15 protein-coding genes are annotated in these 14,554 nt (G+C 58.0%); 4 read left to right on the forward strand and 11 right to left on the reverse strand.

The window, feature by feature from the left end; all coding sequences use genetic code 11:
• Positions 1–29 precede the first annotated feature (29 nt).
• The 5 genes from ACXADZ_RS16530 to ACXADZ_RS16550 all read right to left on the reverse strand — a co-directional run bounded on the left by ACXADZ_RS16530 (position 30) and on the right by ACXADZ_RS16550 (position 6,045).
• Positions 30–1,628, reverse strand: a complete 1,599-nt coding sequence (locus ACXADZ_RS16530; RefSeq protein WP_475198005.1) for an ABC transporter ATP-binding protein — start codon at positions 1,626–1,628, stop codon at positions 30–32.
• Positions 1,625–2,440: an ABC transporter permease gene (locus tag ACXADZ_RS16535; protein WP_475198007.1), complete on the reverse strand. Its 816-nt coding sequence runs from the start codon at positions 2,438–2,440 to the stop codon at positions 1,625–1,627. Before ACXADZ_RS16535 ends, ACXADZ_RS16530 begins: the two co-directional genes overlap by 4 nt.
• A complete protein-coding gene (locus ACXADZ_RS16540) occupies positions 2,437–3,384 on the reverse strand; it encodes an ABC transporter permease (RefSeq protein ID WP_475198011.1) in 948 nt (315 codons plus the stop codon). The genes ACXADZ_RS16535 and ACXADZ_RS16540 overlap by 4 nt, the downstream gene beginning before the upstream one ends.
• A 40-nt stretch (positions 3,385–3,424) precedes the next feature.
• On the reverse strand, positions 3,425–4,423 hold the full coding sequence (locus ACXADZ_RS16545; RefSeq protein WP_475198012.1) for a ligand-gated ion channel: 999 nt from the start codon (positions 4,421–4,423) through the stop codon (positions 3,425–3,427).
• Between the two features lie 134 nt (positions 4,424–4,557).
• Positions 4,558–6,045 carry an ABC transporter substrate-binding protein gene (locus ACXADZ_RS16550; RefSeq protein ID WP_475198015.1) on the reverse strand — a complete coding sequence of 496 codons (1,488 nt, stop codon included), beginning with the start codon at positions 6,043–6,045 and terminating at the stop codon, positions 4,558–4,560.
• A 170-nt stretch (positions 6,046–6,215) separates the two neighbouring features.
• Between ACXADZ_RS16550 and panB the strand changes: the two genes are divergently transcribed.
• The 4 genes from panB (at position 6,216) to ACXADZ_RS16570 (ending at position 10,099) form a co-directional block, all read left to right on the forward strand.
• Positions 6,216–7,055, forward strand: coding sequence for a 3-methyl-2-oxobutanoate hydroxymethyltransferase (panB, locus tag ACXADZ_RS16555; protein WP_171184409.1), 840 nt, complete (start codon positions 6,216–6,218; stop codon positions 7,053–7,055).
• The gene (gene panC, locus ACXADZ_RS16560) at positions 7,052–7,903 is read left to right on the forward strand and encodes a pantoate--beta-alanine ligase (protein ID WP_475198016.1); all 852 of its coding nucleotides are present in this window, start codon (positions 7,052–7,054) and stop codon (positions 7,901–7,903) included. The genes panB and panC overlap by 4 nt, the downstream gene beginning before the upstream one ends.
• Positions 7,904–7,972: 69 nt before the next feature.
• Positions 7,973–9,451: a glycerol kinase GlpK gene (gene glpK, locus ACXADZ_RS16565; RefSeq protein WP_475198020.1), complete on the forward strand. Its 1,479-nt coding sequence runs from the start codon at positions 7,973–7,975 to the stop codon at positions 9,449–9,451.
• A gap of 78 nt (positions 9,452–9,529) precedes the next feature.
• Positions 9,530–10,099 carry a carboxymuconolactone decarboxylase family protein gene (locus ACXADZ_RS16570; protein ID WP_475198021.1) on the forward strand — a complete coding sequence of 190 codons (570 nt, stop codon included), beginning with the start codon at positions 9,530–9,532 and terminating at the stop codon, positions 10,097–10,099.
• An 83-nt stretch (positions 10,100–10,182) separates the two neighbouring features.
• On the opposite strand, the gene smpB is transcribed toward ACXADZ_RS16570, so the two are convergent.
• The 6 genes from smpB to arfB all read right to left on the reverse strand — a co-directional run bounded on the left by smpB (position 10,183) and on the right by arfB (position 14,307).
• On the reverse strand, positions 10,183–10,659 hold the full coding sequence (gene smpB, locus ACXADZ_RS16575) for an SsrA-binding protein SmpB (protein WP_171093124.1): 477 nt from the start codon (positions 10,657–10,659) through the stop codon (positions 10,183–10,185).
• Between the two features lie 58 nt (positions 10,660–10,717).
• Positions 10,718–11,260: an isopentenyl-diphosphate Delta-isomerase gene (idi, locus tag ACXADZ_RS16580; RefSeq protein ID WP_171093122.1), complete on the reverse strand. Its 543-nt coding sequence runs from the start codon at positions 11,258–11,260 to the stop codon at positions 10,718–10,720.
• Positions 11,261–11,458: 198 nt separating this feature from the next.
• Complete coding sequence (locus ACXADZ_RS16585; protein WP_171093120.1) at positions 11,459–11,872, reverse strand: c-type cytochrome; 414 nt, start codon at positions 11,870–11,872, stop codon at positions 11,459–11,461.
• 113 nt (positions 11,873–11,985) lie between these two features.
• Positions 11,986–13,002, reverse strand: coding sequence for a P1 family peptidase (locus ACXADZ_RS16590; RefSeq protein WP_475198026.1), 1,017 nt, complete (start codon positions 13,000–13,002; stop codon positions 11,986–11,988).
• Between the two features lie 81 nt (positions 13,003–13,083).
• Complete coding sequence (locus tag ACXADZ_RS16595; RefSeq protein ID WP_475198028.1) at positions 13,084–13,830, reverse strand: SDR family oxidoreductase; 747 nt, start codon at positions 13,828–13,830, stop codon at positions 13,084–13,086.
• A gap of 57 nt (positions 13,831–13,887) precedes the next feature.
• Complete coding sequence (arfB, locus tag ACXADZ_RS16600; RefSeq protein ID WP_475198029.1) at positions 13,888–14,307, reverse strand: alternative ribosome rescue aminoacyl-tRNA hydrolase ArfB; 420 nt, start codon at positions 14,305–14,307, stop codon at positions 13,888–13,890.
• Positions 14,308–14,554 lie beyond the last annotated feature (247 nt).

The raw sequence follows: 14,554 nt of genomic DNA on the forward strand, positions 1-14,554 counted from the left end.
GCCTCCATTTCAGGCTCTAATCAGTAGTTTTAGGCCGATATCATCTCAATCTCTGGCAATCGCGGTGCGGCTGCGATCAGAGTTTGTGTGTAGGGGTGTTGTGGCGCTTCAAAGACCTGATTGGTCTCGCCCTGTTCAACGATCTGACCGGATTGCATCACCAACACGCGATCGGTGACGGTGCGCACAACGCTCAGGTCATGGCTGATGAATAGATAGGTCAGGTCGTAGGCGTCGCAAAGCTCGGCCAGCAGATCCAGGATTTGCGCTCGGACCGATACGTCCAACGCAGAGACAGCTTCGTCAAACAGGATCAATTCAGGTCGGATGATCAGCGCCCGCGCGATGGCAATCCGCTGACGCTGCCCCCCCGAGAATTCGTGAATGTACTTACCCGCGTCATCCGGGCTGAGGCCGACCGCTGTCAGCATCTCAGCGATCCGATCCTGGCGGTCTGATCCGGTCGGCGGGGTATCCAGCAGATGGAACGGTTCGGTGATCAGACGCGCAACACGGTGGCGCGGATTAAAACTGCCAAACGGGTCTTGGAAAACCACCTGCATCTTCCGGCGCACCGCAAGGTTTGGTTTGTGACCTGTGAACACAGGCTGCCCGTCCAGTCGAATCTGGCCCGATTGCACCTCTTCCAACCCCAAAATAGCCCGTGTTAGGGTCGATTTTCCACAGCCAGACTCGCCCACAAGCCCCAAACGCTCTCCTCGATTGAGGGTAAAGCTCACACCATCCACAGCCCTGTGATGAAGCGGCCTGTCAAACAAGCCCTTTCGGGGCAGGCGGTACGCGCGCACGACCTGGCTCACCTCCAGCAACGGCTGAGGCTGCGGTGGCTCTGGCAGCGTGACCTGATGGCCGGATGCCTCAAACAGCATACGGGTGTAGGGGTGCTGCATGTTGTGTAGCAGGTAACTTGTCGCGCCGGTTTCGACCACTTCCCCGTGACGCATGACGGTAATTTGGTCGGCCATGTCTGCGACCACAGCCAGATCATGGGTGATCATCAGCAGACCCATGTCATATTCGCGCACCAGCCCCTTGAGCAAATCAAGGATCTGCGCCTGCGTGGTGACATCCAGCGCCGTTGTCGGCTCATCCGCGATCAACAGCTTGGGGCGCAGTGCAATGGCCATGGCGATCACCACACGCTGGCGCTGCCCACCAGACAGCTCATGCGGGTAACGGGATAAAGGGAACCGATCGGCAGGCAAACCGACGCGGGTCAGAACCTCTTGAGCGCGCACCCGGGCTTGGGAATGAGGCATCGCCTTGTGGATCAGGATCGTTTCCATCACCTGATCGCCAATGGTTTTAACGGGGTTGAGCGCTGTCATCGGCTCTTGAAAAACCATCCCGATGGATGCGCCGCGCAAAGCACACATCTGGGCCTCGGACCGGGTCAGCAGATCTTTGCCCTCCAGTTGGAGCGAGCCGTCTACCTCTGCTCCGTTCGGAAGCAACTGCATCACAGCCAAGGCCGTCATGGATTTACCCGAACCGCTCTCGCCCGTGACGGCGACGATCTGACCGTGATCGATGGACAGGTCGACCTGTTTCAGGATCGATGTCCCATGGATCGACAGTGACAGGTTCTTGATGCGCAACAAACTCATGCCCGCGCCATCCTGATCCGGGGATCCAGCCAATCCCGCAACCCGTCGCCCAACAGGTTCAGGCCCAAGACGGTGACGATAATCGCCACGCCTGGAATCAGAGCCAAATGCGGGGCAAAACTGACCATTGTCTGCGCATCCGCCAGCATTCTGCCCCAACTTGGCGTGGGCGGCTGCGCCCCCAGACCGACGTAGGACAGACCGGCCTCAGCCAAAATTCCAAGACTGAACTGAATGGTGCCCTGCACGATCAGCAGGTTGGCGACATTGGGCAGGATATGCTCGACCGATATCCGCGTTGCCCCTTTTCCCGATACACGCGCGGCAAGGATGAACTCGCGCTCCCACAGCGACAAGGCTGCGCCTCGGGTGATACGGGCAAAAACGGGGATGTTGAAAATGCCAATGGCAATGATTGCGTTAATCGCTCCGGCACCAAACACGGCGGTGATGAGGATGGCGATAACCAGCGAGGGGAAGGCAAAAACCAGATCGTTGCCGCGCATGATGACCTCATCCAACCACGATCCTTTGCGGGCCGCGGCTGTCAGGCCAAGCGGGACCCCCATCGCCATACCGATCCCCACAGCCACCAAAGCCACCGCAATGGACGTGCGCGCACCAACCATGATCATCGAAAACATGTCCCGCCCGAAGTGATCCGTACCGAACCAGTGCTGCGCATTTGGGGGCTGAAGCTTCTCTGGAATGCTCAAGGCCGAGTAATCATAGGGGGTCCAGACAAACGAAATCAGCGCCGCTAAGACCACCAGAGAAGACAAACAAGCGCCCAGAAACAGGTTGCGGCTCATGTCCTGCTCCTCAGCCTTGGGTCGACGGCGGCATAAGCCAGATCGACCAGAAAATTCACGGTGATCACGGCAAAGACTAGCAACATAACCACCGATTCAACGACGATCAGGTCGCGGGCCGAAATCGCCTGAAACACCAGTCGCCCAAGGCCGGGCAGGTAGAATACCTGTTCGATGATGATCGATCCGGCCAGCAGAAAGGAAAACTGCAAGCCAATGATGGTCAGCACCGGAATCAGCGCATTTCGCACCCCGTGCCGCCACAGCGCCTGACGGCGGGTCAACCCCTTGGCCCGGGCGGTGCGCATGAAATCCTGGCCCAGAATGTCCAGGAGGGCCGACCGCATCACGCGAGCGAGGATAGCCGCCTGCGGCAGGGCCAGCGCGATTGCGGGCAGGGTCAGCGAATGTAGTCCGGCCCACAACCCGTTGCTCCAACCGACAAACCCGCCCGCATTGAACCAGCGCAGGTTGATGGCGAAGATCAGCACAAGCATCATCGCAAACCAGAAATTGGGGACGGCAATGCCCAACTGAGTGGCGCCCATTACCGCCAGGTCCCCGGGCTTGCCCCGGCGGGCGGCGGCGTAGATCCCGGCGGGAAACGCAATCAAGGTTGACAGAGTCAGCGCATAAAGTGCCAGCGGCAGTGACACCCAAAGCCGGTCTGCGATCATCTGGGACACCGGCGTGCGGTACGTGTAGGACGTGCCAAAATCCCCCACCAGCATTCCGCCGACCCAGTTGAGGTACCGTTGCACTTTTGACCCGTCCAGGCCCAGCTCAGTCCGCAACGCAGCCAGTGTATCCTCTTGCGCGTTCACACCCAGCATGAACGACGCCGGATCGCCCGGTGCGACCTCGATCACCGCGAAGATGACGACCGAGGCGACGGCCAGGCTGATCAACAGCGAAATCAGGCGTTTAAAGGCATAGCGGAGCATTGGCACCACGTTAGGGTCACATCAGGCGCGGGTCCAGCGTCTAAGGCACCAGAAGATAGGCGAAAACCGCGTAAGCCACGATTGCGGCATAGCCCAGAGGATAGATCCACTTGATCGCGTAATTGTCCAACGTCCGCGCTGTGCCTTCCCTTCCGGACACTTTGAGTTTCCGCAACGCCACATTGAACACAATCAAGGCCCCGGTCATCAGGAACATGCATTGCAGGACAAAATCCAGAAAGGTCAGATAGCCCAGCTTTGGCAAATCTGCCGAGATCGCCCAGTTGAATGCAACAAAGACCAGCAGATTGCCGCCCGCAATCTCGATCCTGCGGCGGTATTCATCCAGGAAAAACAGCGCCCAGCCGACCGAAATCAGAACCAGCATCGGCAAGAAAACCCGAATGACGTAGTAAGTCAGGTGCCGGTTACCTTCGAAAACAAGCGCGACCTGATCGCTTTCCCTGCCGGACAAACCTGTGACCTTGGTTGCTTCCAGACGTGCATTGCCCAAAATCCACTCTTCTTCCCCCAACAGATCGCCAAGTCCCGAGTATTCTTCAAGCGGGCGGTACTTCACGTAGTCAGATGGAAAGATTGATACGACCTCGAAGTGAAACTCCTGCGTGTCGAACGGGTACTTTCTGAAATCGAAATGCGGTGCCTGTAACGTCAGCGAAGATTTCTCGACATAAACCACGCGCCCGTCATACCGCAGGGACGCCGCAGATTCGTGTATCCACTTGTTGGATTGCTGGTTGTGGATGACAAAGGCGGGCAAAACGGTGCCGATATCGGCGGCATGATCCGCCAGATCCGGCGGGCTGAATACTCGGATCTCGCGCCCGATCTCGGCCTGATCAAAAGCCAGCGCAGGATCCGTCCACTCGACCCGCAAAACCACAACGGCGCCGTAGTTTTCGGCCTTTTGATCGACGCTGGTGATCTGGTCGATGCGGATACCTATGCCAACGTCAAGCGGGTTTTCAGGCGTGCCGGTCAATGCATCCAGACGCCCACCCAACACGTTTTGCGCCAAGCCCCTGTCCGGCGCAATCGACGAAAGGCAAAGGGCCAGTAAGAGAAAACAAAAACCGCGAAACAAGACCATTACGAGAGACACACGAAAAGAGAGTGAGACCGGGGCCCTACCAAAAAGCCCCGGTTCAGGTATTATTCAGACCAGCTGATCTGTGTCAGGTCGATCGCTGCTGTGGGGGCGTTTGCCCACAACCCCTGCACACCGGCCTTTGCGACGCCCAGCTTGGCCAATTGGAACAGATAGCCATTCACATAATCGGTTGAGATCAGACGCTGGGCCTCACCCAACAAACGGCTGCGTTCATCAGGATCGGTGGTGGCGTTCAGCGTATCCATCAGCGCCTGAAAATCGGAACTTTCATATTGGAAGTAGTAATCTGGCCGCGCATAGATTCCGATATCCATGGGTTCGGTATGGCTGACAATCGTCAGCCCAAAGTCCTTGCCCCTGAACACCGATTCCAGCCATTGCGCCCATTCGACATTGATGATCTCGGCCGTGATGCCGACCTCGGCCAGTTGCGCGGCAACGATTTCACCGCCCCGGCGTGCATAAGACGGTGGCGGCAGGTGTAGTGTAGTTTCGAACCCGTTCTCAAAACCGGCCTCGGCAAGCAGCGCCTTGGCCTGTTCCGGGTCATATGCGGACTCGCCGGTCAAATCGACATAGGCCGGATGATGCGGTGCAAAATGGGTTCCAATCGGCGTGCCATAGCCAAACATCGCTCCATCGATAATCGCCTGCCGGTCGATGGCATGAGCCATGGCTTGCCGGACAAGAATGTCGTCAAACGGCGGCTGTTTGTTGTTGGTGGACAGGATGGTCTCGCCCTCGGTTGTGCCAACCAGCACCTGAAAGCGCGGATCTGCATCAAACTGCGGCAGGTTTTCCGGCGCAGGGAAGTTGTCAAATACGTCCACATCCTCGGCCATCATCGCGGCAAAAGCGGCGGTTGGATCCGAGATAAACTTGAAGGTTGCAGTCTCTAACGCGGGCTGATCGCCCCAATACTCGGGGTTGCGGTTCAGCGTGATGCTGTCGCCCTGCACCCAGTTGCCAAAGGTGTAGGCCCCGGTGCCGACCGGGTTGGTCTTGATGTTTTCGATGCTGTCGGGCGCGACAATGACCGCATCCCCCCAAGCCAGGTTGAACAGGAAATTGCCGTTTGGTTCCGAAAGAGTGACTTTGACAGTCAGTGGATCGACAACCTCAACGCTTTCAATCCCGGCAAACAGCGCCTTCTGGGCGTTCGCGCTGTCTTCGGCTGTGGCGCGATCAAGGGTGAACTTGACGTCCTCGGCATCCATGGTTGTGCCGTCATGGAAGGTCACACCATCGCGCAGCTTGAAGGTATAAACCGTACCATCGTCAGAAATCTCCCAGCTTTCAGCCAGGCCAGGCACGACCGAGCCATCGCCCATGAACCGGGTCAGACCTTCGAAAATGTTTGTATAGACCACCGAGTCGATGGCCTGTGCCGCGGCGCTGGTCGGGTCCAGATGCGGGGGTTCAAGCTGCATCGCGATGGTGATGTCCGATTTTGCAAAAGCCTGCGAGGCAAACAGGCTGACGCCTACCGCCAAGGTCGACGCAAATGTCCGAAACATGAATTTTGTCATGTGAACTCTCCCTACTGAAACTGGTGTCACCCTTGTTTTCAGGGCCATTTTGAAACCAGTTTTCCTGTAAACCTGAGGTCAATCAAGGGAATGTTCGCGCAACCGGGGTTTCTTTGGCCCTGTTCGGTCTGCTATGCCGCACTGCAACATAATACCTGCAGGAGCGACACATGAGCGCCACCGCCCGCAAGAAAGCCCCGAATGCCGAGGATATTCGCGCCCAAAAAGGCGGCGCGCCTTTGGTCTCGCTAACCGCCTACACCACGCCCATGGCACGTCTGATGGATGCGCATTGCGACTTTGTTCTGGTGGGCGACAGCGTCGGCATGGTGCTGCACGGGCTTGAATCCACGCTGGGCGTTACGATGGAGATGATGATCCTGCACGGTCAGGCTGTATCGCGCGGATTGGACAAGGCGATGATGGTCGTCGACATGCCGTTTGGCAGCTACGAACATTCTCCGGCCGATGCCTTCCGGAATGCCGCGCGCCTTATGGCGGAAACAGGTGCTGGGGCCGTGAAACTGGAAGGTGGCGTCGAGATGGCTGAAACCATCCGCTTTCTGGTCAAGCGCGGCATCCCCGTGATGGCGCATATCGGGCTGACGCCACAGTCGATCAACACGCTGGGTGGCTACAAGGTGCAGGGTCGTGCCGAGCAGGCAGAAGCCGTTATGGCAGATGCCCGCGCCGTGGCCGAGGCCGGTGCGTTTTCAGTCGTTCTGGAAAAAGTTCCCCAAGGACTGGCAGACCAGATCACCGAAGAGGTTGCGATCCCAACTATCGGAATCGGCGCATCCGCAGGCTGTGACGGGCAAATTCTGGTCGTGGACGACATGGTCGGCTTTTTCACCGCCTTCAAACCCAAGTTTGTCAAACGCTATGCCGAGCTGGGCCCACTGGCCGAGGCTGCCATCGCGGAATACGCCGCCGAGGTGCGCTCACGGGCCTTCCCGGCAGACGAACATGTCTTTGCAGATCAGGCTCCGACCAAAGGGGCCAAAGCATGACCGCGCCGATTTTGCGGTCTCTGGCAGAGCTGCGCGCCAAAACCACTGAATGGCACCGCAATGGCGATGCGATCGGCGTGGTTCCGACCATGGGTGCGCTGCACGAAGGGCATTTGTCGCTGGCGCAGGCCGCAAAGGAAGGGTGTGACCGGGTCATCGTGACGATCTTTGTGAACCCCAAACAGTTCAACAACCCCGAAGATCTGGCCAATTACCCCCGTACCGAACATGAAGACGCCAAAAAACTGGCCCCTTACGGCGTGGACGCGATCTATGTGCCTGATCCGCAGGAAGTCTATCCTGACGGCTTTTCAACCACAGTTACGGTTGCTGGCCTGACCGATATGATGGAAGGCCCTTTCCGCCCAGGCCATTTCGAGGGCGTAGCCACCGTTGTCGCCAAGCTGTTTCTCCAAACGCAAGCAGATCGAGCCTATTTCGGGGAAAAAGACTACCAACAGCTGCTGGTTGTCCGCCGTATGGCCCGCGATTTGGACATTCCAATCGAGGTGATCGGCTGCCCGACTGTGCGCGAGCCTTCTGGGCTGGCGATGTCGTCCCGCAACCTTCTGCTTTCCCCTGATGGGCTAAAGATCGCAGAACATATGAACAAGGTCATGCAGCAGGTCGCACAAAATCTGGCCGAGGGCAGTGATTTCGCAACTTTGGCGCAAAATGCCAAAGCGCGCTTGCTGGCCGCCGGGTTTTCAGAGGTCGAATACGTGGACCTGCGCTGCGCCGAGACGCTGGAAAGCCTGCCCAGTGCCAACAGGCCAGCCCGCCTGTTCGTAACCGCATGGGCCGATGGCGTTCGTCTGATCGATAATATCCCGGTTGATCCAGCCTGATTTCTGCTCTGGCCCCTGCGCCATTGTTTGCGCTAAAGTCCCGCGAAACGAGACCGGGGGAGAGCGGACATGACCTATATTCTGGCAATCGATCAGGGCACCACGTCCTCGCGCGCCATACTTTTTGATGCGCAAATGCAGCCAGTTGGCACCGCACAGCAAGAGTTTCCCCAGCACTTCCCTCAGGAAGGTTGGGTTGAACATGACCCCGAAGATATCTGGTCCAGTGTTTTGCACGTGTGCCGCGAGGTGATGGAGACCACCGGCATTTCCGCCAATCAGATCGCCGGGATCGGGATCACCAACCAGCGTGAGACAACCGTCGTCTGGGACAAACACACCGGCAAAGCGATCCACAACGCCATCGTCTGGCAGGACCGCCGCACCGCCGAAATCTGCGCCCGCTACAAACAGGCCGGGTGCGAGGATGACGTCACCGCCCAAACCGGACTGCTGCTGGATCCATATTTTTCGGGCACCAAAGTGAAATGGCTGTTGGATACCGTTTCGGGCGCGCGTGAGAGGGCCGATGCCGGAGAGTTGCTGTTTGGCACGATCGACAGTTTCCTGATCTGGCGACTGACCGAAGGCCGTGTCCATGCCACAGATGCCACCAATGCCGCCCGCACCCTTTTGTTTGACATCCACAAAGGCACATGGAGCGCCGAGATTTGCGACCTGCTGGATGTACCCCTGACCATCTTGCCTGACGTGCTTGATTGCGCTGCGGATTTCGGCTCCACCACTTTATTCGGGGGCGACATTCCTATTTTGGGCGTTGCAGGAGACCAGCAGGCCGCCACAATCGGGCAGGCCTGTTTCCAGCCGGGCATGATGAAATCCACCTATGGCACGGGCTGCTTTGCGTTGCTGAACACGGGCGCGCAGCCGGTTCAGTCGAAAAACCGCCTGTTGACGACCGTTGCCTATCAGTTGGATGGACAGCGCACCTATGCGCTGGAAGGATCGATCTTTATCGCCGGGGCAGCCGTGCAATGGCTGCGCGACGCACTGCAGATCATCGACTCGGCACCTCAAAGCGGTGATCTTGCCGCTCAGGCAGATCCGAACCAACATGTCATTCTTGTGCCTGCCTTTACCGGATTAGGCGCACCTTATTGGAAACCCGATTGCCGTGGCGCGATGTTCGGGTTGACCCGTGGCTCGGGCCGGGCTGAGATCGCGCGCGCCACGCTGGAAAGCATCGCATTCCAAACCCGCGACCTGTGGCATGCCATGCAGGGCGACTGGGGGGCAGACACCGATGTCATCCTGCGCGTCGATGGCGGGATGAGTGCGTCTGACTGGACCATGCAGGGTCTGTCGAACTGTCTGGGCGCGCCGGTGGATCGTCCGGTGATGCAGGAAACAACTGCATTGGGGGCCGCATGGCTGGCTGGCATGAAGGCCGGGGTTTATCCAGACCAGGATGGGTTCGCAGAAACTTGGCGGCTGGACACGCGGTTTGAGCCAAAAATGGCGCAGGACGACCGCGATGCGGCCTATGCCCGCTGGCAACGCGCAGTACAGGCCGCAATGGCGTTTTGATCCATAGAATTGTTTTCCGAAACATGTCTGCGCCGCTGGCGTGGGCTGACGTGCAACGCAATCCCTGCAGGAAGCGCTATGACATCTTTTGAAGTCCTCACTCCCGACAACGCACCCGAAGACGCGAAGCCATTCCTGGACAAGGCCAAAGCAGACTACGGGGTGATTCCGAATTTGCAGGGCGTTATGGCGCTGTCCCCACAATTGCTTCAGACCCACCTGGATTGTCTGGACGAGTTTGCCAAAACAACACTGACGGCGGCAGAGCAGCAAGTGGTGTATCTAACCGTGAATTTCGAGAACAACTGCGAGTATTGCGTTCCCTGGCACACAAAATTGGCGCGAATGGCCGGGTTGACGCCTGATGCAGTGGAAAGCCTGCGCTCGGGCGACACACTGCCCGACGAAAAGCTCAATGCGCTGAATGAATTCACCAAATCCATGGTACGCACCCGGGGCAGCATCGCGCCAGCCGACCTGAAAAAATTTCTGGCCGCCGGATACACTCCGCAAAACGCGCTAGAGGTTGTTTTGGGCATCGCCAACAAGGTCGTCAGCAACTACACGGCCGCATTGACGGAAGTGCCGCTGGACAGCGCTGTGGAACGGTTCGAATGGCGAAAGCCATCTTTAAGGGCAAAGCCATAGGGCATCACGGGCCGCTTGCCGACCTTTTCCGCAAGTGTAGGCAACGCAGCAGATTACACCCGGTCACACCAAGCCAACGCGATCTAACTGTGATCTTTCAAAAGCCGCTGCTTCTGACGTGACCAATCGCGCTTGGCCTGCGTCTCGCGCTTGTCGTGGATCTTTTTACCTTTGGCGATGCCGATTTTAATCTTCGCCCGACCCTTGTGGTTGAAATACAGGACCAGCGGCACCAGCGTCATCCCCTTGCGCTGGGTCGCATTCCACAGGTTCGACAGTTCCTTGCGTGACACCAACAGCTTACGACGACGACGTTCTTCGTGCTTGAACACCTTGGCCTGCTCGTAAGGCGCGATATAGCTGTTGATCAGCCACAGTTCCCCGTCGTCTACCGAAGCATAGCTTTCCGCAATGTTCGACCCGCCAGCGCGCAGGGACTTGACCTCGGACCCTTCCAGGACAATGCCGCACTCGATATCCTCTTCAATCGCGTAATCGAAGCGGGCGCGCCGGTTTTCGGCGATTACCTTGTAATTCGGGTCTGTCTTCTGCTTGGCCATGACGCGTTGATTTAGGCGGCTTGCGCCGACCTTGCAAGGCAGGGTTTGCCCAACTGCATCAGGATTTGGCAGAAATGATCAGATCAGGGCCAAAAATCGTGTCAGCATATTTGTGCAGATAGATCTTGAGCCATGGCGTGAAACGATCCGGGTGACGGGTCACTTCGGCCAGAAGATCATGATAGTCGATCCAGCGGATATCCATGACTTCGTCAGGGTTAGGCTCGATCTTTAGCTGCCCGCGAACATGGGCTAGAAAGACGTCGACAACTTCGTTTTCAACCATGTTGTTGCCGACATCCGCGTGGTACTCAAGACGGTGCCGGTATTCTGGATAGAGACCGGTTATCCCAAGCTCTTCACGCAAACGGCGCACCGCACAGGTCGACGAGCTTTCATCCCAATCCGGATGCGTGCAACAGGTATTCGCCCACAGGCCGGGCGTGTGGTATTTGCCCATTGCGCGACGTTGCAGCAGAATTTCCGTTCCGCGCACAACAAACACGGACACAGCCTTGTGCTTGAGCCCTTTTTCATGCGCTTCGAGCTTGTCCACAGGGGTCAATTCGCCATCGACCCAGGCCGGGATCATAATTCCCATCTGTCCTCTCCTGCTGCCAGTCCATTTACCGGGCGGTTGTTGTGAGTTTAGCTGCCGCCGGATCGGTCTGGCTGTGCGACGGGTGGAAACCACCTGTCTGATACCAAAGTGGCTGTGATTTGCCCCGGCATCAATCGCACGAAAGGCCGCAGGGGCTGCGGCCTTTGGTCCTTGTGCTGTTGCATCTTGCGTTAAGGCTTATTCGCCCGAAACGCTGACGATATAGGCATAGACGTCTTCAGCGCCTTTTTTCAGCTTGAAGGTCATTTTCGACTTGGCCGCAGTGTCATCCAGATAGGATTTCAGGAAAGCTTTGGGATCTTGCGAGTATTCGACAAAGGTTGTCTCGTCCCAAACCAGGCCTTTTTCGCCTGCGGCAACGATGCTGTCACCGTATTTGAAGCCCTCATATGTGCCAGCGGTGCGGCCAGCGATGCCATACAGGTTCGGGCCAGTCTTACCGCCTTTGACAATCACTTCGCCTTCCGGGTCAGCGATCAGGTGGCAGGACTTGCATTTGTTGAAGGCTTTCTTACCGGCTTCGGCATCGCCTTCAGCATAGGCGGGCAGGGCCAGAAGGCCGACAATTGCGGTAGCGAGGATGCGATTCATAGCTATTGCTCCGATACAAATTTGCTGCACCGAATGGACCTTCGGCGCAAAAAAGAGTCAACGCGCAGATTGCCGCGCAGGCTTACTGTGCCACTGCGACAAATGGGATGTCCTTAACTTATGTCATGTACCCTGGACCAGCAGGGCAAAAGGTCGCCTGCGGCCGGTGTCGCCAGATACACCGCCCGCGTAATGGCCCGTGCCAGACAAATCGAAGCAGCGTGACCAATCAGCCCCAGCTCCGCTTCGGTTGATAAGGGTCGCACGCCGGTGCTGGCGGCAAACACCAGATCGCCGTCGCCCGGTGTATGGGCGGGCACAATCGCACGCGCAATGCCGTCATGGGCGGCAACGGCCATCCTCTGACATTGGGGCTTGGTCAAGGCTGCATCGGTTGCGACGATGGCAATGGTCGTATTTGTCTTGGCCGGGTCTGCAGATTTCATCGCCTGCGCCTTGCGGCTTTCTTGCGGAGTACCAAGAGCGGCATTGGTATCAGGCCCTAAACCGCCAAATTCGTTGCCGATTTCAAAAGGTGCCGCCCAGAAATGTTGATCACCCGGTGTGGTCACACTGCCCAACGGATTGGCTGCAACCAGCGCGCCAACAGTGGTGCCACTGTCCAGAACACACGAAGCAGAGCCCAGCCCGCCTTTTTGCATCGCAGCCAAGGCTCCGGTGCCTGCGCCTGCTGAGCCGAGATCGAATTGATCCGACGCTGCCTCGTACGCTGCGCGACCCAAGGCACGATAGGGGTTTTCAACCCAGTTTTTGTCACCACCGTTGAGCAAATCAAACAGGATCGCCCCGGGGACTATCGGCACAGTGACGTCGCCGACCGGAAACCCGCGCCCCCTTTTGCGCAGCCCGTCTGAGACGCCGGAACAGGCATCCAAGCCAAAGGCAGAGCCGCCAGACAATACAATCGCATCCACATGTGTCACGGCTTTGTCTGGTGCAAGAAGATCGGTTTCGCGCGTCCCGGGTGCGCCCCCCATCACATGGACCGAAGCCACAAAAGGAGCCTGCGCCGTCAAGACTGTCGCGCCGGATTTCAGCGTGTCGTCCTGCGCGTTGCCGACCATCAGGCCGGGGATATCGGTGATCAGGTTTTTGGGTCCGGGGGTCATTTTTTGCTTCGATGTTCAGGCCGAAAAGCGCGCAAGCGCGCTGCCTCCGGCGGAGGTATTTTTGGCCAGATGAAGAGCGGATCAGATGCAGCGGCCACCGTCAACCTCAAGCGCTGTACCCGTGATCATACTGGCCTCGTCCGAGCAGAGGAAACAGGCGGCATTGGCCATGTCTTCTGGTGTGGAGAAACGGCCCAGCGGGATGGTCGACAGGAATTTGGCGCGAATCTCGGGCGTGTCTTCGCCCATGAAGGATTTCAGCAGCGGTGTTTCTCCGGCCACAGGACAGATCGCGTTCACACGCACACCGGTCGGGGCGAGTTCCACGGCCATGGTCTTGGTTGCCGTGATCATCCAGCCTTTTGAGGCGTTATACCAGTTCAGGTTGGGACGCGGGGATAACCCAGCCGTTGAGGCCACGTTCAGGATCGCACCTGCCCCGCGTGCTTTCATCGCCGGGACAAACGCGCGGGCGGTCAGATAGACCGATTTCATGTTTACATTGAACACGCGGTCGAAATCGTCTTCGGCGACATCTTCGAGCGGGGTCGGCAAATGCGTGACACCTGCGTTGTTCACCAGAATGTCCAGATTTTCGAACTGACGCTTTGCGACATCTGCCATGGCTTGAACCGAAGCCCCGTCTGCAACGTCAACCTGGTGTCCGATTGCCCGTTCTCCGAGTGTGTTCGCAAGATCCAGCGCCGCTTCGCCATTGATATCCGCAATCATGACGCGCGCGCCTTCGTCCAGGAACTTCTGCACGATCCCTGCGCCGAACCCGGATGCGCCACCGGTTACGATTACGGTTTTTCCCTCCAGCCTCATGGCGTTACACTCCTGCCTGTCAGGGGCAGAGTAACAACGCATCGAAAAGATGCCAGATCATTCTTCTGAGACCTTGCCCCGCAGCGCTTTGACGTCGCCGCGCGCCTTCTTGGCCGCCAACCTGCGCTTGACCGACCCATAGGTCGGCTTGGTTGCGATGCGCCGTTTGGGTTTAACGAGCGCGCGGGTGATCAGTTCGGCCAGCCGTGCCCGGGCAATTTCACGGTTACGCGCCTGAGAACGGGTTTCTTCACATTGGATGATGATTGCGCCCTCTTTGGTCCAGCGCCGCCCGGCCAGCCGTTTCAATCGGTTCTTGACCGGATCCGGCAAAGAGGGGGACCGTGCCGCTTCAAACCGCAGTTCAACAGCCGTGGAAACCTTGTTGACGTTCTGCCCACCGGGACCGGAAGAACGGACAAAGCTCTCGGTCATTTCCCAGTCTTGCAGGATGATATCGTCGGTGATGCGCAACATGGGCCGGACCTTACAGGGCACGGGTGGAAACAGAAAGGGCCGCCCCTTTTGGGACGGCCCTTCGAAAGTTCAGGAGGTCGGGTCGGTTAGATCAATCGACCAGCCGGAGCGAGCGCTCCGCCAAGGGCTGCCCTAGCAGGCTTTCCCCCCGGTTGTTCCGACACCTCTCTCCAATCTCTTTCTTGACACTGGATCACCTCCTTTTCTATCTGTTGCGGTTAACCTTGAGCCTGACACAAGATGCGCC

Source organism: Ruegeria sp. ABM4_193, assembly GCF_056158705.1.

Excerpts from the sequence above, each read along its gene's own strand:
- ACXADZ_RS16590 (WP_475198026.1), bottom strand. The coding sequence starts at position 13,002 with ATGACCCCCGGACCCAAAAACCTGATCACCGATATCCCCGGCCTGATG.
- glpK (WP_475198020.1), top strand. The coding sequence starts at position 7,973 with ATGACCTATATTCTGGCAATCGATCAGGGCACCACGTCCTCGCGCGCC.
- ACXADZ_RS16570 (WP_475198021.1), top strand. The coding sequence starts at position 9,530 with ATGACATCTTTTGAAGTCCTCACTCCCGACAACGCACCCGAAGACGCG.
- panB (WP_171184409.1), top strand. The coding sequence starts at position 6,216 with ATGAGCGCCACCGCCCGCAAGAAAGCCCCGAATGCCGAGGATATTCGC.
- smpB (WP_171093124.1), bottom strand. The coding sequence starts at position 10,659 with ATGGCCAAGCAGAAGACAGACCCGAATTACAAGGTAATCGCCGAAAAC.
- ACXADZ_RS16530 (WP_475198005.1), bottom strand. The coding sequence starts at position 1,628 with ATGAGTTTGTTGCGCATCAAGAACCTGTCACTGTCGATCCATGGGACA.
- arfB (WP_475198029.1), bottom strand. The coding sequence starts at position 14,307 with ATGTTGCGCATCACCGACGATATCATCCTGCAAGACTGGGAAATGACC.
- ACXADZ_RS16585 (WP_171093120.1), bottom strand. The coding sequence starts at position 11,872 with ATGAATCGCATCCTCGCTACCGCAATTGTCGGCCTTCTGGCCCTGCCC.
- ACXADZ_RS16535 (WP_475198007.1), bottom strand. The coding sequence starts at position 2,440 with ATGAGCCGCAACCTGTTTCTGGGCGCTTGTTTGTCTTCTCTGGTGGTC.
- panC (WP_475198016.1), top strand. The coding sequence starts at position 7,052 with ATGACCGCGCCGATTTTGCGGTCTCTGGCAGAGCTGCGCGCCAAAACC.
- ACXADZ_RS16540 (WP_475198011.1), bottom strand. The coding sequence starts at position 3,384 with ATGCTCCGCTATGCCTTTAAACGCCTGATTTCGCTGTTGATCAGCCTG.
- ACXADZ_RS16595 (WP_475198028.1), bottom strand. The coding sequence starts at position 13,830 with ATGAGGCTGGAGGGAAAAACCGTAATCGTAACCGGTGGCGCATCCGGG.
- ACXADZ_RS16550 (WP_475198015.1), bottom strand. The coding sequence starts at position 6,045 with ATGACAAAATTCATGTTTCGGACATTTGCGTCGACCTTGGCGGTAGGC.
- idi (WP_171093122.1), bottom strand. The coding sequence starts at position 11,260 with ATGGGAATTATGATCCCGGCCTGGGTCGATGGCGAATTGACCCCTGTG.